Below are 25,864 nucleotides of genomic sequence, written 5' to 3' on the forward strand. Positions count from 1 at the left end.
GTTCAGCCACCGACGCTGGTTGCGATCGGATCAGGAGCTCGGGCCTCCAACATCGTACGCAACCTTCGCCCGGCCGGTCCGCCGGTGCGGGCCATGATGTGCTGCGGTCCGAATTCAGGGACGCGGCGGCTCGGCCTCTGCGCGGCAGTCGGTGTGGGGATTCGGGCCGGGACGAGCGGGCGTTTCGCCGGCGCGTTTCGCCCAGGCGGGTTTTCTCGTCAGCGCTGCACGGCCTCGATATCGTCCTCATAGATCGAGTCCGGCTGGCAGGCGTGCCACTCCTTCTTCTCGTCGGTCTGCCCTTTACGCCCCCAGCAGTAACCAGCCTGGGCCAAGCGGCCGCTGAGCCGATCGCGGAGGCGGCACTGCTCACGGATGATGGCGGGATCTCCGGAGCCCTGACAGGCCTGCGAGGCTTTCAGCTCCGCGGTCAGCAACTCCGGAACAGTCGGCAGGTGCTGCTGCGCGCTTGCCCCACCGGTAGCGACGATGAGAGCGAGGCTTGCGAGGGCTGCGCGCATGTCGGCAGGATAGCTGAGTCCCGCTATCCGACAAGGGCACCGCTTGGGCGCCGCCCTGCTGACTGGCCCGCCGCTTACCGGACTCGGCTGTTCCGCTCACGGTTTCCTTCAGCCCCACCGGCACCGCCGGCAGGGCTTTTTCGTTGCAGGCGCTCGGAACTGTTTGGAAGGGACCAACGTCTCTCGGGCGAGCGAGCGCCCGTCACAACCCTGCTCTGGCAGGCCATCTTGCGTCTGGACGCCGGCTCGTAAATCCCGCTTGCACGGATTTCACAAGTGCTTCTTCGGTCATATCTTGCGATGCTGATCATGTGTGGCTCTATCTCGGCCGCACGCTCGGACGATAACTGCAGTAAAAATTTTGAGAACTACGGGATATTCCTTCAAGCGGTGAAGTCGTGCGGTCGCAAGATGGAATATCCCTTCATGAGGGTCATGAAAGCCTGCGCAAAAGAGACACCGGAGCCGAAAGCGATCGAGCTGATGGACAACGGCCGCCGGATTTGGGCGAGAAATCTCATGAGAAGCAGCCTCGGCACGATGTGCGAGGAGGTCTTCTCGCGGCTGCCTGTGGCTTCCCAGCATCGCAAGCGCTGAGCCGGCCCAACGTTGCATCAGCCCGCCCGGTCCGCCGGCGCGGGCTTTTTCCCGCGCACGAGAGCCTCGCACATCCCAGCAGGATGGCCGCCGAAGCGCGTGCGCCGACATCCTAGAACCTGATGGTACAGGCCTCCGCGAGTGGGGGTAACAGCGTGCAGGCGGGACTGCCTGATCCGATAAACCTTGTCCACTCGACCGCCCCGTTTGCGGATTATCGGCCAGATAAGATGTTATTTACTTTGCCGTGCGAAATAGCTGTGAACACGCAACGATGGATGCGTAGCAGATGAGTTCCAGCGTCACCCTGACCGCCGCGACCCGCCAGAACCTGCTCTCCCTGCAGGATACGGCGGCGCTGACCGCGACCACCCAGAACCGGCTCTCCACTGGCCTGAAGGTCTCCTCGGCCCTCGACAACCCGGTCAGCTTCTTCACCTCCCAGTCGCTGAGCCAGCGCTCCGGCGACCTGGGGAACCTGCTCGACGGCATCTCCAACGGCATCCAGGCGATCCAGGCGGCCAACCAGGGCATCACGTCGATCCAGAAGCTGGTCGATCAGGCGAAGTCGGTCGCCAACCAGGCGCTGTCCACCCAGATCACCACCACCGGCACCGCAAAGAACGCGTATACGGCTCCGACGGGCGCCACGACCCTGAACCTGTTCGTCAACGGTGTCGCGACGACTGCCGCGCTCACCTCGACCGGAACGATCGACGACGCGATCGCCTCTCTCAATACCGCCGTCGGCGCCGGCAGCTTCTCGAAGAGCACGGATGGCACCAAGATCGTCATGAACGCGTCGGCCGACGTCGAGTTCAAGACCTCGGCCGATCAGACGGCGCTCGGCTTCACGGGCGGAACGAACGCGTCGGGCGTGACCTATGACACCACGACCGCCGCCAGCCAGAGCACGGATCTGACGGTGTCGGGCGTCTCGGCCCGCGCAACGCTTGCGTCGCAGTACAACAGCCTGTTGACCCAGATCGATCAGCTGGCCAGTGACGCAAGCTTCAACGGCACGAACCTGATCAGAGGTAAGGGCCCCAACAACGACCTGACGATCAACTTCAACCCGAAGGGCAACTCGAACCTGCAGGTCACCGCGACCGACGAGACCTCGGCCGGCCTCAATCTCAGTGCGATCAGCAACAAGTCGGCCGGCACGACCAAGGCAGGACAGGGCAACTTCCTGCTGAACGACGACATCAACACGACACTTAGCAAGTTGACCACTGCCTCCAGCCAGCTGCGCACCGATGCCTCGACCTTCGGTTCGAACCTCTCGGTGGTGCAGAACCGTCAGGATTTCAGCAAGAACCTGATCAACATCCTGGATACCGGATCGTCCAACCTCACCGCGGCCGATCTCAACCAGGAGGCGGCCAACTCGCAGGCGCTGTCGACCCGGCAGTCGCTGGGCATCTCGGCCCTGTCGCTGGCCAACCAGGCGCAGCAGGGCATCCTGCAGCTGCTCCGCTAAGAGCGGCATCGCCGACAACGGGACCGGCCGGGGCATCGCCCCGGCCGTTTTGCGTTGTAGGGCCTCGACCGCGTCATGACCGCTCCGCCACAAGGCCTCTCCAGGGTGGAGGCCGATCGGGTCAGTGCCGAATCGGCGGAACGACTCCCGTGAAGGGCGTCATGGCCGCCGCCTTGGCCATCGCGATGAAGGCTGCGCCCGCATCCTCATCGGTCGCGAACGTGGCGGACGCTTAGCGGACCGGCAACCATTCGGCCGTACCCCGCCGTCATGTCCAACTACCCGCCCGCCGTCATAACCTGGCGCGACCAGATCGAGCGCCTGTCCGAGCACGCGTCGCCGTGCCGGTATCTGCTGCCGGCGAAGTGAGCGGCGATGCGGACGAACGCGCTGGCTTTCCTCGACGCGCACGGCGCCGACGCGCACCGGCGCGGCTGGACCGCCGAGCAGCTGTTCGGCGTTCACCCGCAACATGGCTTCCTGCGCGTGGAATATGCCGGCGCGCTGATGGTCAACGACAGCCGGGTGATTGCCGTCGAGCAGGACCGGATCGTGTTTGATTGCTTCTCCGGCTACCGGACGAAGCCGGGTCAGGCCTGGGGCGTGCCGGTCTGGGAGTTCGCGGCAAAAAAGACGAGTCTCTGAGGCACTTGGTTCGGACCAGGATCGGCAGCAGGGCTCGCGCATCGGCTTTGCGATGCTCGTGACAGCTTTGGCGGCCGGCGGGCTGACCAGGTTGGTGCCATGACCGCGGGCCTGGGGTTTACCTTGCAGAGCGCGGCTGGAATCCGATTTTGCACGCGGATGGGATAAAACGGGCGTCAGCTTCGTTAGGGCGTGGACGAACTGCTCTGGTTAAGGACCAAACATGCGCCGCCTCATCCTCGCCCTCGGTCTCATCGCGATCGCCGCCCCCGCCTCGGCACAGGCGCCAAATCGCGGCAATCAGGAACTGCAGACCAATTGTGCAGGTGACGCCATCACATTCTGTGCCGGCATAGACCCGAATAGCCCGCAGATGGACGCCTGCTTCAAGAAGAACATGAGCCAGATGTCGCCGAACTGTCGCCGTGCCATCGATGCCTACAAGGCTGCCGGCGGTAAGTAGCAAGCGGCTTGCGCGTAAGCCCGATTTTGCGACCCCACCGGCCCGTGAGCAGATCGGGCGGCGCCGACGGTTGACCGGCCACCCGAACAAGCAGAACCAGACCTGGGGCCGCGGGTCTGGGAGTTCGCGGCGCGGGCCGCCGCCCGGCAGGGCTACTCCGACGCGCCGGCCTCCTCCTCGCCGTCCTTCACGCCCAACGCGGCCTTCTCGGCCAGCAGCGTCGCCAGTGCTGATCGGATCAGATCGCCTTGGGCCGCGAATGGCTGATCGGCGGCGTCGAGAAGAGCGTTCCGGTACTTCGTCTGGATCGCCGCGAGCTGCGTCGGCAGGCCGACCTTGCGGGGCGCTTTCTCGGCGACCGCCACCTTGGGCGGCTTCTTCTTGGCCGATGTCTTATCGGGCATGCCGACGCAAGCCTCCCGCTCGTGGTCGCCTCACCAGGGGTGTTGTGGCTGTGGCAGGACGCTAGTTGGCAGGTGGGCTCAGGACCAGCTTGCCCTTGAACGGCGCGTCGGCCTTGCGCGTGCTGGTGCAGGCGTACTCCTCCTGTCCGGCCTTCATCGTCCGCAGGCGAAGCGTGCCCTGGCCGTTCTGCTTGACGGTGTAGCCCTTCTCGCTCGCGACATGGACGAGGTCGCCGTCCGCGTGCAGCACCAGGCCGTTCTCGAACTGCCCGGGCGCCGTGATGGTGACCGGCGCATCGGCGCTGCTCACGATGTGCAGGGCGATGTTGGTGTCGGCCGGCAGCTTGAGCTCGGCGGGGTCGCAGACCGGCTTGCCGTCCTTCATGCTGATCGTGAGTTCAACCGGCGGCATCGCATCGCTGGCAGGCGGCGCCAGCGGCTTGCCTTGGGCGAGAGCAGGACCTGCGAGGAAGAGGGCGGCGAGCGCCACCGATCCGCGAGCGAAGTTCAGCATGAAAATGTCCCTGTCTGGGCCCGTCGTCATCGACCGCCCTCGTGATCTGGAAAGACAGGCAGGTCAGTGACGTTCCGGCGCGCAACGCCGCATGGGCAGGAGCACAAGAGCATAATGCGGGGCTCACCGGCCGGCACGGCCGGAAACCTGCGTCAGCCGCCCTGCAGGCTCGCGGCGACGTCGTCCGGGATCTCGCCCCACTGTCCGCGGATGGTGACGCCTTCCAGCTCGCCCGTCCCGTCTTCGGCCATCACCTTCAGCACCGCCGCGCCGGGCATCCGCTTGGCCAGGTTCTCGGCCTGCTTCACCGCTCCGCTCACGCCCGCTTGCCGTCCACCGTCACGGCGGTGAACGCGCGCAACAGCACCGGCCGGCCCGCGGCATCGCGCACGTCCACGGACCACAGGGTCCAGTCCTGGCAGCCCACCCCCGTCATCAGACTCAGCGCCACCCGGTCCGCGTGCTGCCGGACCTCGCGGATGCTGGACAGCCACCGCCCCTCCAGATCGAACACGGCCTCACCGCCTCCCAGGCAGTGGAAGCGGTAAAGCCTCCGCGGCATTGGCGTTTTCCCAACTTCTCCACAGGTGCCCACCGCAATCGTCGCGCGATCCGAAACAGCCATTGAACCACGCCTCGCCGTCCGCTTTGTTCCCTATCTGTTCTAATCGAGGTTGTGACCCGGATGCACGTCCAACGGCACGCGCCGCCTGTGGAGATCCGTCGGCCTGAGGCCGAGGCGATCGCCGCGGCCTATCGCCGGGCCGCCAAAGGCGATGCCCGGGCGGCGCGCGTCCAGGCGATCACGGATGCGCTCACCGACCTCGACGCGGCCGACCGACGCGCGGCCGGGCAGGGGCGTCTGATCGCACGTGGCTCGGCGCGGGGCCGCGTGCATGGCTGATGGCCCGTCCCAGCGCCTGGGCGACATCGCCGGCGACCGGCTGGCGATCGACTGCGCGACCTGCCGCCGCCACGGAAGCTACCGCCTGGACGGCCTGCTGGCCCGGTTCGGGCCGGAGATCGCGACGCTCGACCTCCTGCGGGCGCTCACCGCCACCTGCCGCCACCAGCGCGATCCCGGCGCCAAGGCCGCGCGCAAGTACGAGAGCCAGTGCCTCGCGACGCTGCGTCTCCCGAAGCTGCCCGATCTGGAGCCGCCGGTCCCGCCGGGCCGGCCCTTCGCGATCGAGGTCTGGGACGCGCGCGGCCGGGTCGAGTTGCGGCTCGGCGTGATCTACCCGCTCGACGGTGCGATCGCGGCCTTCGAGGCGGTGAAGGGTGCCTATCCGCGGGATGAGGTGACGCTGCGGCAGGGCGCACGGGTGCTGTACCGGCGCGCGCGGCCGGGCGCACCGGACCACGTCGATGCCAATCCCGGCGGTGTTTGAGGATGGCCGTCACCGGTTCGTCCTCATTCTGCCGTTGAGAAGATCAAACAGCCGGCGGTGCGGGACGCATCGGAAAAAGCACCGGCTGCTCAAAGGCGCGGAAAATTTCGCACCTGGGATGAACGGCGTTGAATGTGCTTGCGTCTTTCACTTCTTTCCTGGGCACAATCAGCCGTCTAAAGCGCTGGTTCGCTTCAATGTTCAGATTGATCTCACGCCGTCCGAGGCTCTCCGGAAATCCCGGGTGGCCCCGTCGGAATGATCATCGCACCCACTCAGCCTTCTCGAGATGCGCGCCGTTTCCGGACCGTCAGTGCGCGCCGGGCGGCAGGGGAGCGGGGACCATGACGAAGTAGATCGCGTACGCGATCAGCGCCGCGATCAGGATTGCGGCGGCAATCAGCCCGAAGCGGTTTGTGCGTACGGGCGCGCGCTGTACCTTTGACGGATCGACCATCTCACCTCCGGGATGTTGAACGTCCAACCTGAGCCGCGCCTGACACGTCGCGAATGGACCCCAGTCCGAGGTCCGCGCGGCATGGCGGTGCGGAACCGCGCACGCCCCTAAATTCAGCCGTCGCGGGAAGCCGCATGGCAGGCCTCAATCAGCAGCCTGAGCCATCCGCCGGCGCGAACCGTATCGATGCGGAGCGGCGCGCGGTTCTTCACCGTGGCTCTAGCGCGTGCCGCAGACCCCGGAAGGCCTGCTCCGGGAATCCGCGCGCACCGACGGCCGACGAACGATGGACCTCAGCGGCCCTGCTGCGGCATCAGGTCCCGCGTCCGCTTGACGGCCTCGCGGCAGCCCTGATCCCCGCGCGCGTTGAGATCCACGGCCTGCTGCAGAGCCATCTTGGCCTGGGAGACCCTGTCCTCGGACGACCGCTCGGGGGAGGCTTTGGGATCGCCCCCTTGCGCCGCAGCCTGGGCAGCCGTGGGCCGGTTCTCCGACTGCCGGCGCACATCCGCGGGTGACGTGGCGATCCGGCCGCTGGCGACGGCGTCAGCCTGCGTGCCGCCGGTCGCCGCGCCAACCGGTCCCGAGACGCCACCGACGGTTCCGGGCGTGCCGCCGCTCTCGCGGGATGCCCCACCCTGCTGCGCCCGATCCGTGTCGGGCGTGCCCACCGGCTTGGCCGTGCTGCCGGTGGTGCTGGCCGAGGCCTGCTGGCCTCCGGACTCGTTCGGCCCGCGGCGCTGGCCGTAATCGGGCTCGGACACGGGTGCACCCAGGCCGACCTGCGTTCCGAGGTCGCGCTTGAGCGTGGCGATGTCGTCGGTGCACGGGCCGCCCTCCTGCGCGAAGGCAGCCGTGGACAGGCTGAAAGCCGTGAGCGCAACAGCGCCGCAGAGCAGAGGCAGACGGGTCATCAATATTCCTCGGACGTTTTTTCTCTCTCACAGGGTCAACCATGCGTATCAGAGACGGTTCAGTCTCCGTCGCGCGGCCCGAATGGATGACCGTAGCGCGGCGCCGGCTTCAGGCGCGCCGAAAGGCGCTTTCCGAAACGCCGTCGCCGCCTATCTGCGCCCTTCGGTCCTCGGACCCACGGCGAGGGTTACTCAGGAGCAGGACGGCGCCGTCGATGTCACTGACGAAGCGGATTGTGGGCCTCGTGGGCTTGGCCCTCCTGCCGGCGCTCGCCATCCAGGGCTACAACGAGTACGCGCTGCGCAGCGCGCGGGGCGAGGCCGTCCGGGGTGAGGCCATGCGGACGGCACGCGGCGTCGCCGTCGACTTGGATCAGTTCAGTCGCGGCGCGAGGCAGATCCTCGGCATCCTGTCCGAGTTGCCGGAAATTCAGAAGAAGGATCCGCAAGTCTGCACGGCTTACCTCAGGAGTGTGGTCGATAAGGTTCCAGGATCGTTCTTCTTCGGCGTGGCCGATGCCGAAGGACGCATCCTGTGCAATACGCTCGGGTCGTCGCCCGGCGCCTACGCGATCGCGGACCGATCCTACTTCAAGGAGGCGATGCGAACCGGCGGCTTCGCCATCGGCGAGGTCGTGTCCGGCCGGGTCACCAAGCGGCCGACCATCCAGTTCGCGCTGGCCATCCCCGGCGCCGATGGCCGCCCGGACGGCATCGTCCTGACGAGCATCGATCTCTCCTACCTGGCCATGCGCCAAGCCTCCGCCGGCCTGCCACCCGACGCGGCGCTGACCGTCGCAGACCGGGACGGCACCGTCCTGATCCGTCTGCCCGATCACGACGAATGGGTGGGCAAGCCGCTTCCCGCGCCCTTCTGGGCGGCGCTGAGCCGCCATCGCGGCGGTGTCGCGGACTTGACCGGCCTCCAGGATAATCCGCGGATCACCGCGATCGCCGGGACGAGCCCGGAGGATCTCGGCTCCTTCACGGTCGCGGTCGGTCTCTCACCGAACACGGCCTTCGCCGACATCGATGCCGCCACGCGGCGCGGTCTCGTCCTGATCGGGATCGGGGCCGCCCTGGCGCTCGTGGCGGCGCTGATGGGCGGGCGCGCCTTCATCCGCCGGCCGGTCCGACGCCTTCTCCGGTCGGCCGCAGCCTGGCGGGCCGGCGAGCTGGATGTGCGCAGCGGGATCGGGGGACCGGCGAGTTCGGCGAACTCGGCGAGGCGTTCGACGCCATGGCGGTCGCACTGCAAAAGCATGAGGGCGAGTTGCGCGCCGAGATCGCCCGCAGCCGCCTCCTTCAGGAACGGCAGACGCTGCTGCTGCACGAACTCAACCACCGCGTGCGCAATACCCTGACGACGGTGCAATCGTTGGCTCGGCAGGCCCGGCGCGATGACGACCGTGGCGACCGGCTGGAAGGACGCATCCTCGCTCTCTCGAAGACGCACGATCTGCTCTCGCGGGATGATTGGGGTGGGGCAAAGCTGCGGCTCGTCATTGAGAACGAGTTCGCACCCTTCCAGGACGGGAAGGGCCGCCGCTTCAGACTCGATGGGCCGGATCTCGACCTTCGGCCCCGCTACGTGCTCGCCCTCGGCATGACGATCCACGAACTGACCACGAACGCGGCCAAATACGGTGCGTTGGCGACGGAGGAGGGCCGGGTCGACGTGACGTGGCGTGTCGTCGTGGGGCCCGACGACGCTCGCAGGCTCGTATTGGAGTGGCGGGAGAGCGGCGGACCGCCCGTGGCTGTACCGACACGTCGGGGCTTCGGCACGCGCCTGATCACCGGCGGCATCGCCCGGGAGCTCGGCGGATCGGTCGAGCTGAGCTTTCCGCCTGAAGGCGCGCGCTGCGCTCTCGATGTCCCCCTGGATGAGCCCGACCGCTTCCTCTCGTCCCGCGATCTGGCCGGCCAGCTGCCCCAGCCCGTCGCCTGAGCCGCGCCCGGAACATGGACGGGTCAAGACCTTGGCGGCCGGCGCCTATCGTCCCTGGAACTTCGACACCGCCCAGCCGAGCGCCCGGCACGCTCCGTAAGCCGAAGCCGCACAGAGTGCCGTGACGATCGGGACGATCATCCAATCGGCCGGTCCTGCACGGGGCCCGAACAGCCCTTTCGACACGCCCACGGCGGCACCCAGACCGCCGATCGTGGACGCCGCGGCGATGCCGAAGCGATGATACCGGGAACGCAGCCCGGAACGCTGCGGCGGCGGTCCGCCTTCGATGACCCGGAACGCCCGGCGCGGCTCGGGACGGCGCATCGGGCGACTATGCGCGTGTCGCCGCTTCCCGGAAAGCGCCGGATCGGATCAGCCGCGATCCCGCCTCCGGTCCTGCGCATCCCGGCGGGCCGGATCGCGCCGCGGCCGGCATTCGGCACGGACGCGACCCGGCAGGGCCAGGCCCCGCTCAGGCCTTCGGGAAGTCGTAGAGTTCCGCGGGGTTGTCGGCGAGGATGCGTGTCCGGTCGGCCTCGTTCGGCACGAAGGTCGGGAACAGATCGAGCAACAGGGCGTCGTCGGGCTTGTTGTCCTGACGCTCGGTGGGATGCGGCCAATCACTGCCCCAGACGCACCGCGTCGGTGCGGCGGCCGCGAAGGCGCGCGCGACGGCCACGGTATCGGCGTAGGTAGGCGGCCCCACTTTGGTGTCGGCGTAGAGGCCGGTGAGCTTCACCCAGGTGTTCCCCTGGTCGAGCAGCCGCCGCATCAGCTTGAACGTGTCGCTCTGGACGCCCCCCGGCTGCGGGCAGTGCGCCAAGTGATCGAAGACCAGCTTGCCGCGGATCTTCAGGAACGTGTCGGACGCCGCCACGATCTTGTCGCCCGGCATGTTGATCTGGCAGTTCCAGCCGAGGGCGTCCACACGCTGCGAGAGCGGCTCCAGCATGTCGAGCGTCGTGGTGCCGGCCTGCGCGAGGTTGAACCGGATGCCGCGGATGCCGAGACCGTGCAGCCGCTGCAGTTCCGCATCGCTGACGGCAGGGGTCACCACCGCGACGCCGCGGAAGTTCGGCCCGAGAGCCGCCATGCCGGCGAGCGTCGGGCGGTTGTCGGTTCCGTACAGCGAGGGTTGGACCACGACGCCCCGGGTGGTGCCGAGGCGGGCCTGCAGCGCGCGGTAATCGTCCGGCGTCGCGTCCGGAGCCGGCAGGCCGCCCGCCGCCGGCGGGACGCGGTTGTCGTAGATATGGAAATGGCAATCCGCGGTGTTCGGCGGGACCTTGAACGTCGGCGCCGCCGTGCCGGTCGAGAAGCGCACATTGTGCTGAGCGGAGGCCGGGCGGCCCTGCAGGCCGAGCGCGGCGCCGAGGGTTGCCGCGGCCGCACCGCCGAGCACGCGGCGACGGCTTGGGTCCAGTGTGATCATCGCGTCCTCCCGCTGCTTCGAGCCCGGCCGTCTGCGCGTCCGGTGTCACGCGCGGCAGCCTAGCGACGCGCCGCATGCGCCGGAACGGATCAAGGCGAATACTGGATACGATCGGGCGCGAGCGTCAGCGGCGCATCCGGCCCCTCCGAAGATCCGCGTTCGCCCGAAGCCCGGTCCTTGGGCCTGAGAGGCCGGAAGGCGCCCGCGATGACGGGGCGCCCCCGGGGTCCAGCTGCCTCAGGCGTTGTCGCCTCGGATCGCCGCGATGACCGCATCGGTGACCTGACGGGTCGTCGCCTTTCCGCCGAGGTCGGGCGTGTGCAGGCTCGGATCCGCGGTGACGCGCTCGACGGCGCGCATCAGCCGGCCGGCCGCATCCGGCTCGCCGAGGTGCTCCAGCATCTGGCACGCCGTCCAGAAGGTCGCGACCGGGTTGGCGATGCCCTTGCCGGTGATGTCGAAGGCCGAGCCGTGGATCGGCTCGAACATCGACGGGAAGGTGCGCTCCGGGTTGATGTTGGCGGTCGGCGCGATCCCGAGCGAGCCGGCGAGCGCCGCCGCGAGGTCCGACAGGATGTCGGCGTGCAGGTTGGTCGCCACGATGGTGTCGAGAGTCTCGGGCTTCATCACCATCCGCATCGTCATGGCATCGACCAGCATCTTGTCCCAGGTGACGTCGGGGAAATCCGCTGCGACCTCGGCGGCGATCTGGTCCCACATCACCATGGCGTGGCGCTGGGCGTTCGACTTGGTCACGACGGTGAGGAGCTTGCGCGGCCGGGATTGGGCGAGCTTGAACGCGTAGCGGATGATGCGGTCGACGCCCGACCGGGTCATCATCGAGACGTCGGTGGCGACCTCGTTCGGATGGCCCTGGTGGACCCGGCCGCCGACGCCGGCATACTCGCCCTCCGAGTTCTCGCGCACGATCACCCAGTCGAGTTCCGGCCCCGAGACGTGGCGCAACGGGCTGGTGATGCCCGGCAGGATGCGGGTCGGGCGGACATTGGCGTACTGGTCGAAGGGCTGGCAGATGTTGAGCCGCAGGCCCCAGAGCGTGATGTGGTCGGGCACGTCCGGCGCGCCCACCGCCCCGAAGAAGATCGCGTCGTGGTCCTTGATCTGCTCGCGACCGTCGGCGGGCATCATCACGCCGTGCTTCTTGTAGTAATCCGAACCCCAGTCGAAATGGTCGAACCGGAACCGGAACGCGCCGGTCTTCTCGGCCAGCACGTCGAGCACCTCGATACCGGCGGCGATGACCTCGACGCCGATGCCGTCCGCCGGGATGGCCGCGATGGTGTAGGTCTTGGTCATGACAGATCTCCTTGGGAACGAGAGAGGGTTCAGCGCGCCAGCGCGCGTTCGGGCACGGCGCGTCGCCCGGCGCGGGCGACGGCGAGGGTGAGGATGGCGGAGAGGACCAGAAGGCCGGCGACGAAGTACAGGCCGCCTGCGAAGCTGCCGGTCCGGTCCTTGATCCAGCCGATCACCCAGGGTCCGACGAAGCCCCCGAGATTGCCGATCGCGTTGATGGTGGCAATGCCCACCGCGGCGGCCGGGCCGGACAGGAACAGGGTCGGCATCGCCCAGAGGGGCGGCTTGGCGGAACTGATCCCGATATTGACGAGGCTCAGGGCGGCCACGACCCCCACCACCGACGACGCGCCGCCGGCCAGGACGAGGCCGAGGGATGCGGCGAGGCAGGCGATGACCACGTGCCACGTGCGCTCGCCCGTCCGATCGGAATGGCGCGCCCACAGAACCATCGCCACCACCGCCGCGGTGGGCGGCACGGCGTTGAGCAGGCCGACCGTCATCGTGGACAGGCCGAGACCCTTGATGATCTGCGGCGCCCAGATTCCGAGGGTGTAGAGGCCGGCCGAGGTGCCGAAATAGATCAGCGCCAGCGCCAGCACGCGGGCGTCGGCAAGGCCGCTCAGCAGGCTGTGCCGGGCGCTCGGCTGCTTGGCGGCCCGCTCGGCGTTCATCTCGGCGACGAGCCAGGCGCGCTGGTCGTCGGCGAGCCAGGTCGCCGCCTCCGGCCGGTCGGTCAGGTAGAACAGCACCGCCACGCCCAGCAACACGGCGGGCACAGCCTCGGCGATAAACATCCACTGCCAGCCGTGGAGGCCGAGGACGCCGTCCATCTCGAGCAAGAGACTCGAGAGCGGCGAGCCGAGCAGCACCGAGATCGGCGCGGCCGCCATGAACAGCGAGACCACCGCGGCGCGATAGCGGCTCGGGAACCAGTAGCTCAGGTAGAGGATGATGCCGGGAAAGAATCCGGCCTCCGCGGCTCCGAGCAGGAAGCGCAGCACGTAGAAGCTCGTCTCGCCCCGGATGAAGGCGAAGGCGCCCGAGAGGAAGCCCCAGGTGATCATGACGCGGGCGATCCAGAGCCGCGCACCGACCTTGTCGAGAATGATGTTCGACGGCACCTCGAACAGGAAATAACCGAAGAAGAACACGCCGGCCCCGAAACCGAAGACAGAAGCCGAAAATCCGAGATCCTTGTTCATCGTCAGAGCCGCGAAACCGATATTCACGCGGTCGATGAAGGCAAGGAAGTAGAGGAGGCAGATGAAGGGAACCAAGCGCCATGCGACGCGGCGCATGGTGGCGTGCTCGAGCGAGCCGTCCATCGTCTCCTCCCTCGGCCGTGGCGCGCTGTTGTGACTTGCGCGCCATCTTCCATGCAAGATGGAATACCGCTAGAACCGGTGGTCAGACCTGTCAATGCCTGTTCCGCGGCGGATGTCGGGGGTGCTAGGGCAGCGGGATCGAGGAGGCGGTTGATGGCGCGGGCGCAGCGCGGCAAGGATCCGGAGGTGCCGGGGGCCGCTGACGAGGGCGAGAAACGCACCTCGCTCGTCGACGACGCGTATGCGGCCCTGCGCGCCGCAATCCGCGATGCCAGCTTCGCTCCCGGCTACCAAGCCTCCGAGCAGGAGATCGCCCTGCGGCTGGGGATGAGCCGTACGCCGGTGCACGAAGCGGCGATCCGGCTGCAGGAGGACGGGCTCGTGCGCGTCCTGCCCCGGAAGGGCATCCTGATCCTGGCCCTCGCTCCGGATGACATGCGTGAGATCTACGACGTCGTCATCGCGATGGAGGGCCGTGCCGCCGAACTGGTGGCTGCGCTAGCCGACCATGAGCGCCTGGCGGCCGCGCAGGCGCTGGACGCCCAGACCGACATCATGGCCGAGGCTCATGCACGCAGCGACCTCCCGGCCTGGGGGCAGGCCGACGGGGCCTTCCACGCCGCGTTGATCGAGCACGCCCGGAACGGACGGATGAGCCGGATCGTGCAATCGATCAACGACCAGTCGCACCGGGCCCGGATGCTGACGCTCAACCTCCGCCGGGCGCTGGACGCCTCGATTGCGGAGCACCGGCGGATCGCGCAGGCGATCCGCGCCGGCGATGCGGCCGAGGCCCTCGACGCCACGCGCCAGCACCGCATCCGCGCGCGCAACGAACTGCTGCCATTGCTGGACAGCTACGGGCTCAAGCACCTGTAGGCCCGGCGCCGGACCACCGCGCCGTGTCGCCTCGTGCCGAGACATCGACGCGGTGGCCACCTCCGCCCGCGCGCGCGGTGAACGTCCGCCGCAGCACCGCCCGAAACGCGTGGATCACCCGTGTAACGTTTTGTGTCAGCGGCACGTTTCGCGTTGCCGGGCCGCCCGCACCGCTTATGCTTCGGCCATGCACGAAGGCACGACCATCGCCATCGTCGAGGACGATTCCGACATCCGCGCGCTGCTCGCCGGCTATCTCGAAGGTGAGGGCTTCCGTGTCGTCGCCCTCGACGGTGGCGCCAGCCTCGACCGGATCCTGGCGGCCGGCACCGTCCCGGACCTGATCGTCCTCGACTGGATGCTGCCCGGCGAGGACGGGCTCTCGATCTGCCGGCGGCTGCGGGACGCGAACGGTCCGCCCGTGGTGATGCTGACCGCCAAAGACGAGGATATCGACCGGGTGCTGGGCCTGGAGATGGGCGCCGACGACTACGTCTCGAAGCCGTTCAACCCGCGCGTGCTCCTCGCCCGGATCCGGGCCGTCCTGCGCCGGGCCAGCGGCGGCGGCCACGTGGCCGAGCCCGGCTCGGAAACGCTGAGCGTCGCGGATCTCACCGTGAACCTCGGGGCCCGCACCGTGAAGATCCGCGATCCGGCCACCGAGATCCCGCTCACCAGCGCCGAGTACGACCTGCTGCACTGCTTCATCACCCGGCCCCAGCGCGTGCTGTCGCGTGACCAACTCCTCGACTGGACTCGCGGCCGGACCGCCGACGCCTTCGACCGCACCATCGACGTGCAGGTGAGCCGCCTGCGGCACAGGCTCGAAGCCGCCGGCAGCACCGCGGCGTCCCTGATCAAGACCGTGCGCAACGCGGGCTACATCCTGGCCGCGCCGGTGAAGTCCGGCCTGCCGTGATGGGCCGGGTCGGCCTCCTCGGCCGGATCATGCTGCTCCTGCTGGGGGCGCTGTCGCTCCTCGTACTCGCCACCGTGGCGCTGGATGATTGGCAGCGTCGCCAGGAACATCTGCCGAGTGGCTCGCGCTTTCCGCGCGTCGACCAAGCCGCCAGCATCATGACGCTCCTGCGGGATGCGGACCCGGCCGAGAGACCCGCCATCCTGAAGGCGGTAAGCGGGGAGACCTTGCGGGCGGAGATCGTCGACGCGCCCCCAGACGAGACCGGACTGATCCCGGAGCCGCGCCTCGAAGCCCGTCTCCGGCGGCTGACGGGCGGTCCGGTCCGGGCGTTCACCGATTCGGCGCTGCTGCTGCGGGGCATCAACCCGTCCACGGTGGCGAACGCTGACCAGCGTGGTCCCTTCGGCCGTCTGGCGACGGCGACATACCCGCTGCCCGACGGCCGGACCCTGGTGATCACCGCCGTCGCGCACCATCGTTCGCTCATGCCGTGGCTGTTCGGACAGCCGCTGAGTCTCTGGGTGGCCGTCCTCGGGGCCGTGGTGGCGGCTCTCGTGCTGGTCGGCACGCGCCACGAGCTTGCGCCGCTGCGGCGGCTGACGGACGCCGTGTCCCGCTTCGACGGCCGGGCTCCGGAGCGCGTGAGCGCCCCGCGCGGCGCCCCCGAGATCCTCCGCCTCGCCGAGGCGATCCAGGGCATGCAGGAGCGGATCAGCGGCCTGATGGCCGAGCGTTCGCTGCTGATCGGGGCGATCTCGCACGACCTCAAGACGTATCTGACGCGGCTGCGCCTGCGCGCCGAGGGCGTGGCCGAGCCCAGGCTGCGGGAGCGGCTGGTGGCGGATCTCGACTCCATGACCGACCTGCTCGAGACCTCCCTGGTCTTCGCCCGCGGCACCGCCGTCGAGGCCGCCCGCTCGCCGGTAGATCTCGCCGATCTGGTGGCCGTGGAAGTCGCCGAGCACGCGGCGCAGGGCGCCAACATCGATATGACCGGCGAGGACGTGCGGGACGCGACCGTGGCGGGCGACGCCCTCGCGCTGCGCCGCGTCATTGCCAATCTGATCGGGAACGCGGTGAAGTTCGGGCAATCCTCGGTCGCCGTGTCGGTGCGGCGGACCGGCGCGGCCTGCCAGATCGTCGCCGAGGATGACGGGCCGGGCATTCCGGAAGCCGAACGCGCCGCGATCTTCAGCCCATACTACCGGGTCGAGCGCTCCCGAAACCGGCGGACCGGCGGGACCGGTCTGGGTCTCGCGATCAGCCGGCAGATCGCAGAGGCGCATGGCGGCACTGTGGTGGCCGAGACAGGTTCGCAGGGCGGAGCCCGGTTCACCGTGACGCTGCCAGCCCTGACCTGACGCGCCGGCACCTCAACCGAGAAATCAAGCGTTACGCAACGTTACACGCCGGCCTCCGCCCGTCACATCCGGGCAGAGCGCACGGGCGAACCTACGCTCACACGTCGCGGCGGGACCAAAGCCGGGACGGATGGGACAGAGCCCCAAGGGCTCTCTCACGTGAGCAGAAGGAACGCACCGATGTTGAAGGTTCTCGGCCCGGCCGCTCTCCTCGTCGCCCTCGCGGTTCCGGCCTCGGCGTTGCCGCTCGTCCAGCCGGCGGTCTCCGCCGGACCGGGCGATGCGCAGATCATCCAAGTCTACGGCGGCTGCGGCCCGTACGGGCATCGCGGCCCCTATGGCGGCTGCCGTCCCGGCGGCCAGTGGGGCGGCTACGTCCGGGGCGTCTCCTGCCCGCCCGGATTCCACATCGGTCCCTACGGCCGACGCTGCTGGCCGAACTGACGCGTCGCCCGACTGCAACCCCGTACCGTGTCCGGCCCGCGGCCGGACGACCATGGAGTGACAGATGATCCGCAAGCTTGTCATGCCCGCAGCCCTCGCGGCGGGAGTCCTGTTGGCCGGTTCGAGTGCCGAGGCCCGCGACGGGTGCGGCCCCGGCTTCCACCGCAACTTCTACGGCTGGTGCCGGCCGAACGGCTTCTACCGTCCGTTTGTCGTCGTCCGCGGCTACCGGTGGCGCTACGGCCATCCCTATGCCTGGCATCGGCGGTTCGGCTGGCACGGCGGCTATCGCTGGGGCGGCTTCCGGCATGCGGGCTGGCACGGCGGATGGCATCGGAGCTGGCATGGTGGTTGGCACGGCGGCCACCCCGGCGGCTGGCACCATCGCTGGTGACGCGTCGCGGCGCCCGGCTTCCTAGGGCAGGACCAGGCCGGACAGCGCGTAGGTCAAGGCGGCGACGAGGCCGGCGGCCGGCATCGTGATCACCCAGGCCACCACGATCCCCTGCGCGACGTTCCACCGGACCGCCGAGACGCGGCGGGCGGCACCGACCCCCACGATCGCCCCGGTGATCGTGTGGGTGGTGGAGACCGGGATGCCGAACGCCGTCGCGGCGAACAGGGTCACGGCACCGCCGGTCTCGGCGCAGAAGCCCTGCATGGGCGAGAGCCGGGTGATCTTCGATCCCATCGTGTGCACGATGCGCCAGCCGCCGAGCAGCGTCCCGACAGCCATGGCGGTCTGGCAGGACAGAACCACCCAGAGCGGCACGTGAAAGCTGCTGCTCTCACCGTGGGCGTAGAGCAGTGCCGCGATGATGCCCATCGTCTTCTGGGCGTCGTTGCCGCCATGCCCGAGGGAGTAGAGCGAGGCCGAGACGAATTGCAGGCTCCGGAACAGCCGGTCGACGGCTGTCGGCGTGGACCGGACGAAGAGCCACGACACGGCCAGCATCAGTAGCAGCCCGAGCCCGAATCCCAGCGCCGGCGAGAGCACGATCGCCGCGCTCGTGGCGACGACGCCCTGCCAGACGATCACGCCCGTCCCCGCCTTGGCGATTCCGGCTCCGAGCAAGCCGCCGATGAGCGCGTGCGAACTCGAGGACGGGATGCCGGCATACCACGTCAGCAGGTTCCAGGTGATCGCGCCACCGAGCGCGCCGAGGATCACCCGGTCGTCCACGGCCGTGACGTCGATGATGCCGGACCCGACCGTCCCGGCGACGTGCAGGCCGAAGACCAGGAACGCGACGAAGTTGAAGAACGCCGCCCAGAACACCGCGTAGCGCGGCGCCAGAACCCGGGTCGACACGATGGTGGCGATCGAGTTGGCGGCGTCGTGCAGCCCGTTCAGGAAGTCGAAGATCAGCGCGAGGGCGATCAGGGCGACGAGGAACGTCACGCGTGCGACCCGTCGCTCAAACGTGCTCGACCACGATACTGCTGATCTGGTTCGCCACGTCCTCGAACCGGTCCATGACTTTCTCCAGGTGATCGTAGAGCTCGGACCCGACCAGGAAGGCCATCGGATCCTGCCGGGAGGCCTTGAACAGCCTCTTCAGCCCGGCATTGTGCAGGTCGTCCGCGCGACCCTCCAGCTCGATGACGCGCTCGGTGAGGCCGTTCAGGGCGGCGGCGTTCTCGCCGAGGGCCCTCAATTTCGGCAGGGCCTCGGCGGTAACCAGGGCGGCCTCCTGGATCACCACGCCCATCTCACGCATCGCCGGCTCGAAGGCCGTCACCTCGAACAGCTGGACCGCCTTGGCGGTCTTGAGCATCTGATCGATGGCATCGTCGAGGGAGCCGACGAGGGCCTGGATGTCGCCGCGGTCGAAGGGCGTGATGAAAGTCCTGCGCACCGCCAGAAGGGCCTCGCGGGTGATCGCGTCGGCCTCGTCCTCGCGCGCCGCGATGGCCGCGCAAGCCCCCGCGATATCCTGCGTGCCGTCGAGGAGGGCCCGGAGGGCGACCGCGCCGTCAACGAGCGTGGCGGCGTGACGCTCGAAGAGGCCGAAGAACCGGTCTTCCTTCGGCATCAGGGCCCGAAACCAAGCCAGCATGTCGTGTCCACGTCCAGAATATCGGTGTGACCGAAGGGCTGATCAGGGCCCGGCAAGCACAACCGCCAAGGAGGCCGGACCGATCCAGGCTTGCGCACGCAATTCGTCCGCCGATGGGGCGGACCTGCCGCTCACCGCAGCGGGAGGACACCCGGGCGCCGGCCGGCCCCGGCGGCGCGGCGCCAGCGTCGCTTGCGCCCGAAGGTCCTGCGCGGGTCGGCACGGTGCGGGTCGGCCTGGCCCTTTCGCGGGCGCGGCTGTCGGATGGCGCCGATCGCCACCAGCGTCACCGCCCCGATCAGGATCAGGAGCGCCGCCCCCCAGAACAGGTTTTCGAACATCAGCGACTCCCGGGCCGATGACCTCCGCTCTTGAATGGTGAAGACCGCAGGCGATTGCGGCCAAAGCTGGACTATTCGAGCGGTGACGGCAACTCGGCTTTATCGTACGCGGCAAAGCTGTGGGTGACCTCGCGCTCTCCGACGACGGCATCGGCGCCGCAAGCCCCGCCGGCACGCGCCTCCCGTTGTCCTTGCGCCGGATCAAGGCAGCGGGCGCCGCAGTGACCGACGGTGATTCCGCCCAGAGCGGAGCCGACCGATGCGCATCTACCGCGTGACCTTCTACATGACCGTTCCCGACGATACCGGGCACGACCACCGTGCCGTGCAGAGCACCATCCTGGTCCGCGCTCGCTCGGACGTCTCCGCCGAGTGGCAAGCCAAGGCGCTTCTGTGCGAGCGGGCGCGGGTGATCGATTGGCGGCTTCGGGCCGACATCTGTGAGGTCGCGCCTCTCACCGATGTTGCCGCATGACGCGCCGACCGCCCCACGATCTGGAGGCCGCGTTCGGCTGAAGCGTCCGTGCGGCTCGCAGGACCGCCATGGGCTCACGATCGATTCGGCGCGCGCTCCGATCTGCACGCGACATGGGCAGAATGGCGGGCATTGAGCGCATCATTTAAGCACAGCAACATAGTTTCCGGATACATTTCGTAATATTTCTCGTTTGTGCGATTAATTCGATCGTATAAGTCGAGTAAAAAGTTGCACAAAAATCACATTGCCTGCGTGCAACCATCGCGAAGCACTAAACTCTATTGTCCCGAAGCCGCCGTCTGAGCATGATCGCAGCGCACTCAGGCATCGCCGAACGCGAGCCCTGACGAGCCTGCCGCTCAAGACGCAGGCCAAACCAAAGACATGCGGTCAGATCTGGATAACCGGGCGGCCGCGCCACGGGTCTCGAAGCTTTGGAGATATCTATGACGCTCTTGAAGAGCTCGCTGCTCGGGTCAGCGGCTGCATTCGCGGCCGTGGGTGCCGCGCACGCCGCCGACCTTCCGGTCAAGAAGACGGTTCCGATCGAGTACGTCCGCGTCTGCGGCGCGTATGGCGCCGGCTTCTTCTACATTCCCGGTACCGACACCTGCCTGCGCGTCTCGGGCCGCGCCCGGTTCGAAGGCGGCTACCAGACCAGTTACACCCGCCAATCCGGCACCAACAGCGGCGATACGTCGGGCTACCAGGGCCGGATGCGCATCAACCTCGATGCCCGCACCCAGACCGCCTACGGCACCCTGCGCGCCTTCGTCCGCCTCGATGCCGGCGCCCGCACCGGCTACTCCGGCGTCGGCACCTCCGGCACGCAGCAGCGCATCGGCCAGGCCTTCCCGGGCATCGGCACCGACCAGTTCGGCCGTGACCAGCAATACGTGAACGTCGACAAGGCGTTCATCCAGTTCGCCGGCCTGACCGCCGGTCGCGCCTCCTCGTTTTTCGACTTCTACGCCCACGACTTCGAGATCGCCGCCGCGACCCTCGGCTCGGACGTGTTCTCGACCAACCTGCTCGCCTACACGGCCACGATCGGCAACGGCCTGTCGGCGACGCTCTCGATCGAAGATCCGGTCTTCCGCCGCACCCCGATCTTCTCGCCGCAGAACGTCTCTGCCACGCTCAACACCGGCAGCGTGCAGAATTTCGGCGTGACCACCCAGCCGACGCAGGTCTTCGTCGGCTACACCAACGGTCTGCCGACCCGCTACAGCGCCATCGACACCATTGAGCGGGAGCGCCTGCCCGACTTCGTCGGCGTCGCGCGTCTCGACCAGGCCTGGGGTTCGGCCCAGCTCTCGGCTGCCGCGCACGAGCTGAACGTCGGCAACATCTCCACCGCTGCAACCACCGGCACAGGCTCCATCGTCTCTCCGGCACACACCAACAGCGTGTTCGGTTGGGCGGTTCAGGGCGGCCTGAAGATCAACACCCCGTTCATCGCGCCGGGCGACGCCCTCTACCTGCAGGGCGCCTACGGCGACGGCGCGCAGATGTATACCGGCTACTGCGCGTATACCGGCTGCTACACGCAGAGCACCACGACCATCCAGGGCCAGAAGTTCGCCCAGTACTTCTCGGACGCCACGGTCAACCCGTATACGGGCCAGCTGCAGACCTCGCAGAGCTTCACTGTCACGGCGTCTTACCTGCACTACTGGACCCCGGAATGGCGCTCGGCGTTCTTCGGCTCCTACGGCGAGCAGGACTTCTCGGCGACCGCCCGCTTCCAGCAGGGCCAGCTCTACGGTCTCGTGAGCGGGCTTGCCGGCAGCAACCCGTTCGGCTCGAACGCCGTCGGCACGCCCGGCACCCGGTTCTTCCAGCTCAGCCAGGCCTTGCGCGACACCTACCAGTTCGTGGCGGGTGGCAGCATCATCTGGTCCCCGGTCAAGGACCTCGATATCGGCGTCGAGGCCTTCTACACGCAGATCGGCCTGAAGAGCGGCCGGGCGATCGACCTCGACAAGAGCCCGACCGCCTATTCGAACATCGCCGGCATCAACGCCGGCACGTTCGCTGTCGCCACGGCCTCGAAGGACTCGGTTTCGCAGGTGCGCTTCCGCGTCCAGCGCGACTTCTGATCACCACTGGCGATCGGAACATGATGCCGGGGTAGCCTGCTTCGGCGTCATGGACTACCCCCGTGCAAAATGGGAACTTGAGCCCGGCCTCGTGCCGGGCTCTTTTTATTGCGATCGGCAACGCGAGCACCTGAGAGGCGGCTCGCGCCGTCTGTGCGGCGCCGCACCGCGGAGGCGGTGCGACATGTCCCATCTGCCGGCTCCACAACGGACCGACCGCCGCTGTCCCGAGTGCTGATCGTCCTCGCCCAAGCCGCCATCGCCGAGCCTGGGTGGCGGGCCGCGCGGGGCGGATCACCGGGACGGCTTTACCAAGCGTTCATTCTCCGGGTGTCCCATCCGGGTCCGAACAGGCAGGATGCGGAAACATGCCGACCAAGACGAACACGCCGCCCCAGGAGCCGATCCTCGAAGTCTGGCGCATCGTGGCCCTCGCGCTGATCGTCGCGGCCGGGATGCTGTTCGTCCACCTGATCGTCCCGACCGAGGCCGATGCGAGCCCGGCCGGGGCGGTGATCGCCGCGCGCTGAACCGACCCCACAGGCCCGGGCGGCACCGGCCCCGCATGGCCGGGGCCCCGGTCAGCGTCGGGCGGGTCCTAATGGCCACCCACCGATTTCGGGCCGGCCTGATCCAGGGCGGTCGCCGCGGCGTTTAAGTCATGCCGCACCTGGGCGATCACCGTCGCCCGCTCGTCGCACTGCGCGTTCAGCGCCTCGAGGAAGGCAGTCCAATCCGCGCGGGCGCTGCTCGGGATCTGGCTGTCGAGGCGGTGCCGAAGCTGGGCGACGCGCCCGTCGGCCGTCGCGACCGCAGGGGCGGCGGCATCGGCGTCGTAGACGCCGACCGCGCAGGTCTGGTCACCCGCCCTGGTGTAGTAGGTGGTCTTCGGCTCCTCCACGGTGCTGCCGGGCTTGGGGAACAGGTAACGGATCACCGAGATCTGCCCGGGCACGGCCGCCTCCATCATCGTGCGGATGAAATAGTTCCCGGTCCTGTCGTGCAGGTCCCGCACGTCGTGCCCTCTCAGGATCGGGCTGGGATGGGCACTCATGACGCCGTCCGGACCGATGCAGAACACGTACGTGTCGGCGGTGCGAAAGCCGCGGGCCCCGTCGGTGAAATCCTGGAGCGCCCGAACCTTGTCGGACTGCAGGGCCCGATCCACGCGGCCGAGCATCCAAGATGCAAATCCATTCGGGCTTGGATCGTCGCAGGAGGTCGGGGCCTCACCGTCGCCGCAGGCCAGAGCCGTCGCTGTCGGATCCATGCCGAGGATCAATACAGCCGCAAGCACCGAAGCTTTCAGCGACATCGGCCTCTCCCGAAATCAGCACATCCTCTCGAATCGTCGCAATCAGTAACTGCACTCGCCGAATTGGCAAGCGCTCAATACAGCTCTCACGCACTCGTCAGAGCGTCGGCTGAGGTGTGCCGCCTATTGCATCGGCAGGGGAATCGCCTCGATCCCCACCTCGCCGATCCCGCGCGCCGCCAGCGCCGTGCGCAGAGACGCGTTCAGGCAGGTGCCGGCCGTGAAGGCGCCGGTCGCAGTTCCGTGCCGGCCCGCGTCGCGGGGCAGGGGCCCGATCAGCTGCACGACGCGCCGCGCGATGGCCGGGGCCGGATCGATCCACGTCACCGGCCAGGGCGCGAGCGCTTCGAGGCGCGGCAGCAGCAGGGGGTAGTGCGTGCAGGCGAGACAGACCACGTCCGTGCGCCGCCCGTCCGGCTCGGTCGTGAAGCAGGGCGCGATCTCGGCCGCGAGTGCGGCGTCGTCTACCGGAGCACCGGCGAGTTCTGCCTCCGCGTAACCCGCGAGGTTCTGCGAGCCGACGAGGCTGACCGTGCAGGATCCGGCATAGGTCGCGATCAGGTCGCGGGTGTAGGAGCGGACCACCGTTCCGGGCGTCGCGAGCAGGGAGACCAGGCGCGAGCGCGTTGCCTCGGCGGCCGGCTTGATCGGCGGCACGACCCCCACGAAGGGCGTCGTGAAGCGCTGGCGCAAGGCCGGCAGGACCAGCGTCGAGGCGGTGTTGCAGGCGATGACCACGAGGTCGGGCCGGTGGGTCGCGACGAGGCGCTCCATCACGGTGAGGACGCGGGCGACGAGCGCCGGCTCTCCGAGCCGTCCGTACGGGAAGGCCGCGTCGTCGCCGACATAGACGTAGCGGGCATCCGGTCGGGCGCGGCGCACCGCGTCGAGGACGGTCAGGCCGCCCAGACCGGAATCGAAGACCAGGATGGTCGGCTCGGAGGCGACGTGCAACGCGGCGGCGGACAGGCTGGCCCCAGCCATCAGATCGATCCGCATGAGAACCCTGGACTCCTCGACGAGCGTCCTAAAATCTCGGCGGTGAGGGTTAAAGGGCCCTCACTGCGGCGAGAGAAAGACCCGCGATCCCCAACTGTTCCGGTTAACCGCGGCGTCCGCGGAGCGAAGACGCACAGGACCGCGCCGGCCAGGCTTCCCGATCTGCAGAGGTTGTCTGACCACGACCGGGACATATCTTCTGCGCGCTGGCTCGGAATCGAGGAAATGGTTCCGCGTCGTGCCCGGAACGGGGGACAATCGTCATGGCAGCCACGGCCGCACTGCGCCCGAAGGGGGCGCGCGAGCAGGGGGCGCCAGCCTTCCCGCCGCCCACCGTCACCGCTCGACCGATCGACCGGGCCGCCTGGATCGCCGCGTTCCGCCACGTGCGGCACGAGACCGAGCGTCGCGCCGAGCCGCTCTCCGCGGAGGACCAGCAGGTCCAGTCCATGGCGGATGCCAGCCCGACCAAGTGGCATCGCGCGCACGTCACGTGGTTCTTCGAGCAATTTCTGCTCCGCGAGCACCTGCCGGGTTACGCCATCTTCGATGAGCGGCTGCACTACCTGTTCAACTCGTACTACGTGGCAGCCGGCCCGCGTCAGCCGCGCATCCAGCGGGGCCTGATCACGCGCCCGACCATGGCGGAGGTGAGCGCCTACCGGGCGCATGTCGATCAGGCCGTGGTGAGCCTGCTCAGTCAGGTCTCCGAGCGCGCCCTGGAGGCGGTGCTGCCGATCCTTGAGATCGGCCTCTTCCACGAGCAGCAGCATCAGGAGCTCCTGCTCACCGACATCCTCCACGCCTTCGCGCAGAACCCGCTCAGCCCCGCCTACGATCCCGCCGGCGGTTTCCCGACGCCGCCGCGCGGCCCGGCCAGGTCAGCCTGGACAGGGGCATTGCCTGGATCGGGCATGAGGGGGAGGGGTTCTCGTTCGACAACGAGTCGCCCCGCCACGAGACGCTGATCGCGGCCGGCCGGATCGACCGGGCGCTGGTCACGAACCGGCAATGGCTCGCCTTCATGGAAGACGGCGGTTACGCCAAGCCCGAGCTGTGGCTCTCGGACGGCTGGTATGCCGGTCCGGGCGAGGGCTGGGAGGCGCCGGGCTACTGGCGCCGGGACGGGGACGGCTGGGCCACCATGACCCTCGGCGGCCTGCGCCCGGTGGCGCTCGACGCGCCCGTCACCCACATCAGCTACTATGAAGCCGACGCCTATGCCCGCTGGGCGGGCCGCTTCCTGCCGACCGAGTTCGAGTGGGAGGTCGCAGCCCGGGACGGCCAGCTGCCGGACGCGTTCGGCCTCGTCTGGCAATGGACCCGGAGCGCCTACCTCGCCTATCCGGGCTACCGCCCGCTGCCGGGGGCGCTCGGCGAGTACAACGGCAAGTTCATGGCCAACCAATTCGTGCTGCGCGGCTCGTCCGTCGCCACGCCCGAGGGCCATGCCCGTCTGCCCTACCGCAACTTCTTCTATCCGCACCAGCGCTGGCAGTTCACCGGCCTGCGCCTCGCGGACGCCGCCTGACGCGCCCCGGAG

At 68.5% G+C, this 25,864-nt stretch carries 32 protein-coding genes and 1 pseudogene; 17 read left to right on the forward strand and 16 right to left on the reverse strand.

Annotated features, from left to right (window positions below; all coding sequences use genetic code 11):
- Positions 1 to 218 precede the first annotated feature (218 nt).
- On the reverse strand, positions 219 to 521 hold the full coding sequence (locus tag M6G65_RS03070; protein ID WP_238198010.1) for a hypothetical protein: 303 nt from the start codon (positions 519 to 521) through the stop codon (positions 219 to 221).
- A 309-nt stretch (positions 522 to 830) separates the two neighbouring features.
- Here M6G65_RS03070 and M6G65_RS03075 point away from each other — a divergent pair, with 309 nt between their 5' ends.
- The 4 genes from M6G65_RS03075 (at position 831) to M6G65_RS03090 (ending at position 3,709) form a co-directional block, all read left to right on the forward strand.
- The gene (locus M6G65_RS03075) at positions 831 to 1,118 is read left to right on the forward strand and encodes a hypothetical protein (RefSeq protein WP_250103556.1); all 288 of its coding nucleotides are present in this window, start codon (positions 831 to 833) and stop codon (positions 1,116 to 1,118) included.
- 289 nt (positions 1,119 to 1,407) lie between these two features.
- Positions 1,408 to 2,601 carry a flagellin N-terminal helical domain-containing protein gene (locus tag M6G65_RS03080; protein WP_238198014.1) on the forward strand — a complete coding sequence of 398 codons (1,194 nt, stop codon included), beginning with the start codon at positions 1,408 to 1,410 and terminating at the stop codon, positions 2,599 to 2,601.
- A gap of 375 nt (positions 2,602 to 2,976) precedes the next feature.
- A complete protein-coding gene (locus M6G65_RS03085; protein ID WP_238198016.1) occupies positions 2,977 to 3,246 on the forward strand; it encodes a hypothetical protein in 270 nt (89 codons plus the stop codon).
- Positions 3,247 to 3,469: 223 nt separating this feature from the next.
- Positions 3,470 to 3,709: a 3',5'-cyclic-nucleotide phosphodiesterase gene (locus M6G65_RS03090; protein WP_238198017.1), complete on the forward strand. Its 240-nt coding sequence runs from the start codon at positions 3,470 to 3,472 to the stop codon at positions 3,707 to 3,709.
- Positions 3,710 to 3,861: 152 nt separating this feature from the next.
- On the opposite strand, the gene M6G65_RS03095 is transcribed toward M6G65_RS03090, so the two are convergent.
- The 4 genes from M6G65_RS03095 to M6G65_RS03110 all read right to left on the reverse strand — a co-directional run bounded on the left by M6G65_RS03095 (position 3,862) and on the right by M6G65_RS03110 (position 5,189).
- Positions 3,862 to 4,113: a hypothetical protein gene (locus tag M6G65_RS03095; RefSeq protein WP_250103557.1), complete on the reverse strand. Its 252-nt coding sequence runs from the start codon at positions 4,111 to 4,113 to the stop codon at positions 3,862 to 3,864.
- A 61-nt stretch (positions 4,114 to 4,174) separates the two neighbouring features.
- Positions 4,175 to 4,627, reverse strand: a complete 453-nt coding sequence (locus M6G65_RS03100) for a cupredoxin domain-containing protein (RefSeq protein ID WP_238198019.1) — start codon at positions 4,625 to 4,627, stop codon at positions 4,175 to 4,177.
- Between the two features lie 152 nt (positions 4,628 to 4,779).
- Positions 4,780 to 4,935 carry a hypothetical protein gene (locus M6G65_RS03105; RefSeq protein WP_238198170.1) on the reverse strand — a complete coding sequence of 52 codons (156 nt, stop codon included), beginning with the start codon at positions 4,933 to 4,935 and terminating at the stop codon, positions 4,780 to 4,782.
- An 8-nt stretch (positions 4,936 to 4,943) separates the two neighbouring features.
- On the reverse strand, positions 4,944 to 5,189 hold the full coding sequence (locus tag M6G65_RS03110; protein ID WP_238198021.1) for a DUF6894 family protein: 246 nt from the start codon (positions 5,187 to 5,189) through the stop codon (positions 4,944 to 4,946).
- A 123-nt stretch (positions 5,190 to 5,312) separates the two neighbouring features.
- Between M6G65_RS03110 and M6G65_RS03115 the strand changes: the two genes are divergently transcribed.
- The gene (locus tag M6G65_RS03115) at positions 5,313 to 5,531 is read left to right on the forward strand and encodes a hypothetical protein (RefSeq protein ID WP_238198023.1); all 219 of its coding nucleotides are present in this window, start codon (positions 5,313 to 5,315) and stop codon (positions 5,529 to 5,531) included.
- Positions 5,524 to 6,018, forward strand: coding sequence for a hypothetical protein (locus M6G65_RS03120; protein ID WP_238198025.1), 495 nt, complete (start codon positions 5,524 to 5,526; stop codon positions 6,016 to 6,018). The genes M6G65_RS03115 and M6G65_RS03120 overlap by 8 nt, the downstream gene beginning before the upstream one ends.
- Positions 6,019 to 6,328: 310 nt before the next feature.
- On the opposite strand, the gene M6G65_RS03125 is transcribed toward M6G65_RS03120, so the two are convergent.
- Both M6G65_RS03125 and M6G65_RS03130 read right to left on the reverse strand, forming a co-directional pair.
- Positions 6,329 to 6,475, reverse strand: a complete 147-nt coding sequence (locus tag M6G65_RS03125; protein ID WP_192708672.1) for a hypothetical protein — start codon at positions 6,473 to 6,475, stop codon at positions 6,329 to 6,331.
- A gap of 293 nt (positions 6,476 to 6,768) precedes the next feature.
- On the reverse strand, positions 6,769 to 7,389 hold the full coding sequence (locus tag M6G65_RS03130) for a hypothetical protein (protein WP_238198027.1): 621 nt from the start codon (positions 7,387 to 7,389) through the stop codon (positions 6,769 to 6,771).
- Between the two features lie 215 nt (positions 7,390 to 7,604).
- Between M6G65_RS03130 and M6G65_RS03135 the strand changes: the two genes are divergently transcribed.
- Positions 7,605 to 8,753, forward strand: a complete 1,149-nt coding sequence (locus tag M6G65_RS03135; protein ID WP_347710477.1) for a PDC sensor domain-containing protein — start codon at positions 7,605 to 7,607, stop codon at positions 8,751 to 8,753.
- Positions 8,663 to 9,340 (forward strand): sensor histidine kinase, encoded by a 678-nt coding sequence (locus M6G65_RS33660; RefSeq protein ID WP_347710478.1) that lies wholly within the window; start codon positions 8,663 to 8,665, stop codon positions 9,338 to 9,340. The genes M6G65_RS03135 and M6G65_RS33660 overlap by 91 nt, the downstream gene beginning before the upstream one ends.
- A gap of 45 nt (positions 9,341 to 9,385) precedes the next feature.
- Here M6G65_RS33660 and M6G65_RS03140 read toward each other — a convergent pair whose 3' ends face one another.
- The 4 genes from M6G65_RS03140 to M6G65_RS03155 form a co-directional block, all read right to left on the reverse strand.
- Complete coding sequence (locus M6G65_RS03140; RefSeq protein ID WP_238198031.1) at positions 9,386 to 9,667, reverse strand: hypothetical protein; 282 nt, start codon at positions 9,665 to 9,667, stop codon at positions 9,386 to 9,388.
- A 148-nt stretch (positions 9,668 to 9,815) separates the two neighbouring features.
- Positions 9,816 to 10,775: an amidohydrolase family protein gene (locus M6G65_RS03145; protein ID WP_250103558.1), complete on the reverse strand. Its 960-nt coding sequence runs from the start codon at positions 10,773 to 10,775 to the stop codon at positions 9,816 to 9,818.
- Between the two features lie 237 nt (positions 10,776 to 11,012).
- Entirely contained in the window at positions 11,013 to 12,092 is a 1,080-nt protein-coding gene (locus tag M6G65_RS03150) for a tartrate dehydrogenase (RefSeq protein ID WP_238198035.1), read from the reverse strand.
- 29 nt (positions 12,093 to 12,121) lie between these two features.
- On the reverse strand, positions 12,122 to 13,420 hold the full coding sequence (locus M6G65_RS03155) for an MFS transporter (protein WP_250103559.1): 1,299 nt from the start codon (positions 13,418 to 13,420) through the stop codon (positions 12,122 to 12,124).
- Between the two features lie 153 nt (positions 13,421 to 13,573).
- On the opposite strand from M6G65_RS03155, the gene M6G65_RS03160 reads away from it, so the two are divergent.
- From M6G65_RS03160 to M6G65_RS03180, 5 genes are all read left to right on the forward strand, one after another.
- Positions 13,574 to 14,299 carry a GntR family transcriptional regulator gene (locus M6G65_RS03160; protein ID WP_238198039.1) on the forward strand — a complete coding sequence of 242 codons (726 nt, stop codon included), beginning with the start codon at positions 13,574 to 13,576 and terminating at the stop codon, positions 14,297 to 14,299.
- A 187-nt stretch (positions 14,300 to 14,486) separates the two neighbouring features.
- Positions 14,487 to 15,218, forward strand: coding sequence for a response regulator (locus tag M6G65_RS03165; protein WP_238198041.1), 732 nt, complete (start codon positions 14,487 to 14,489; stop codon positions 15,216 to 15,218).
- On the forward strand, positions 15,218 to 16,582 hold the full coding sequence (locus tag M6G65_RS03170; protein WP_250104200.1) for a sensor histidine kinase: 1,365 nt from the start codon (positions 15,218 to 15,220) through the stop codon (positions 16,580 to 16,582). Before M6G65_RS03165 ends, M6G65_RS03170 begins: the two co-directional genes overlap by 1 nt.
- Positions 16,583 to 16,762: 180 nt before the next feature.
- Positions 16,763 to 17,026, forward strand: a complete 264-nt coding sequence (locus M6G65_RS03175; protein ID WP_238198043.1) for a GCG_CRPN prefix-to-repeats domain-containing protein — start codon at positions 16,763 to 16,765, stop codon at positions 17,024 to 17,026.
- A gap of 64 nt (positions 17,027 to 17,090) precedes the next feature.
- A complete protein-coding gene (locus tag M6G65_RS03180) occupies positions 17,091 to 17,420 on the forward strand; it encodes a GCG_CRPN prefix-to-repeats domain-containing protein (RefSeq protein ID WP_238198045.1) in 330 nt (109 codons plus the stop codon).
- A 21-nt stretch (positions 17,421 to 17,441) separates the two neighbouring features.
- Here the strand turns inward: M6G65_RS03180 and M6G65_RS03185 are convergent, their stop codons facing one another.
- The 3 genes from M6G65_RS03185 to M6G65_RS03195 form a co-directional block, all read right to left on the reverse strand.
- A complete protein-coding gene (locus M6G65_RS03185; RefSeq protein ID WP_192708683.1) occupies positions 17,442 to 18,428 on the reverse strand; it encodes an inorganic phosphate transporter in 987 nt (328 codons plus the stop codon).
- 16 nt (positions 18,429 to 18,444) lie between these two features.
- The gene (locus tag M6G65_RS03190; RefSeq protein ID WP_192708684.1) at positions 18,445 to 19,086 is read right to left on the reverse strand and encodes a DUF47 domain-containing protein; all 642 of its coding nucleotides are present in this window, start codon (positions 19,084 to 19,086) and stop codon (positions 18,445 to 18,447) included.
- 131 nt (positions 19,087 to 19,217) lie between these two features.
- On the reverse strand, positions 19,218 to 19,427 hold the full coding sequence (locus M6G65_RS03195) for a hypothetical protein (RefSeq protein WP_238198047.1): 210 nt from the start codon (positions 19,425 to 19,427) through the stop codon (positions 19,218 to 19,220).
- 259 nt (positions 19,428 to 19,686) lie between these two features.
- Here M6G65_RS03195 and M6G65_RS03200 point away from each other — a divergent pair, with 259 nt between their 5' ends.
- The 3 genes from M6G65_RS03200 to M6G65_RS03210 all read left to right on the forward strand — a co-directional run bounded on the left by M6G65_RS03200 (position 19,687) and on the right by M6G65_RS03210 (position 22,537).
- On the forward strand, positions 19,687 to 19,902 hold the full coding sequence (locus tag M6G65_RS03200; protein WP_238198048.1) for a hypothetical protein: 216 nt from the start codon (positions 19,687 to 19,689) through the stop codon (positions 19,900 to 19,902).
- A gap of 449 nt (positions 19,903 to 20,351) precedes the next feature.
- A complete protein-coding gene (locus M6G65_RS03205; protein WP_238198050.1) occupies positions 20,352 to 22,007 on the forward strand; it encodes a porin in 1,656 nt (551 codons plus the stop codon).
- 368 nt (positions 22,008 to 22,375) lie between these two features.
- Positions 22,376 to 22,537: a hypothetical protein gene (locus tag M6G65_RS03210; protein WP_238198052.1), complete on the forward strand. Its 162-nt coding sequence runs from the start codon at positions 22,376 to 22,378 to the stop codon at positions 22,535 to 22,537.
- A 68-nt stretch (positions 22,538 to 22,605) separates the two neighbouring features.
- Here M6G65_RS03210 and M6G65_RS03215 read toward each other — a convergent pair whose 3' ends face one another.
- The gene (locus M6G65_RS03215) at positions 22,606 to 23,322 is read right to left on the reverse strand and encodes a cache domain-containing protein (RefSeq protein ID WP_250103560.1); all 717 of its coding nucleotides are present in this window, start codon (positions 23,320 to 23,322) and stop codon (positions 22,606 to 22,608) included.
- Between the two features lie 123 nt (positions 23,323 to 23,445).
- Positions 23,446 to 24,321: a glutamate racemase gene (gene murI / locus M6G65_RS03220; RefSeq protein ID WP_238198056.1), complete on the reverse strand. Its 876-nt coding sequence runs from the start codon at positions 24,319 to 24,321 to the stop codon at positions 23,446 to 23,448.
- A 263-nt stretch (positions 24,322 to 24,584) separates the two neighbouring features.
- On the opposite strand from murI, the pseudogene egtB reads away from it, so the two are divergent.
- Positions 24,585 to 25,852 (forward strand): annotated as a pseudogene (gene egtB / locus M6G65_RS03225) (ergothioneine biosynthesis protein EgtB).
- Positions 25,853 to 25,864 lie beyond the last annotated feature (12 nt).

This window comes from Methylobacterium tardum, assembly GCF_023546765.1.
In the GTDB taxonomy this organism is placed as follows: Bacteria; Pseudomonadota; Alphaproteobacteria; order Rhizobiales; family Beijerinckiaceae; genus Methylobacterium; species Methylobacterium tardum.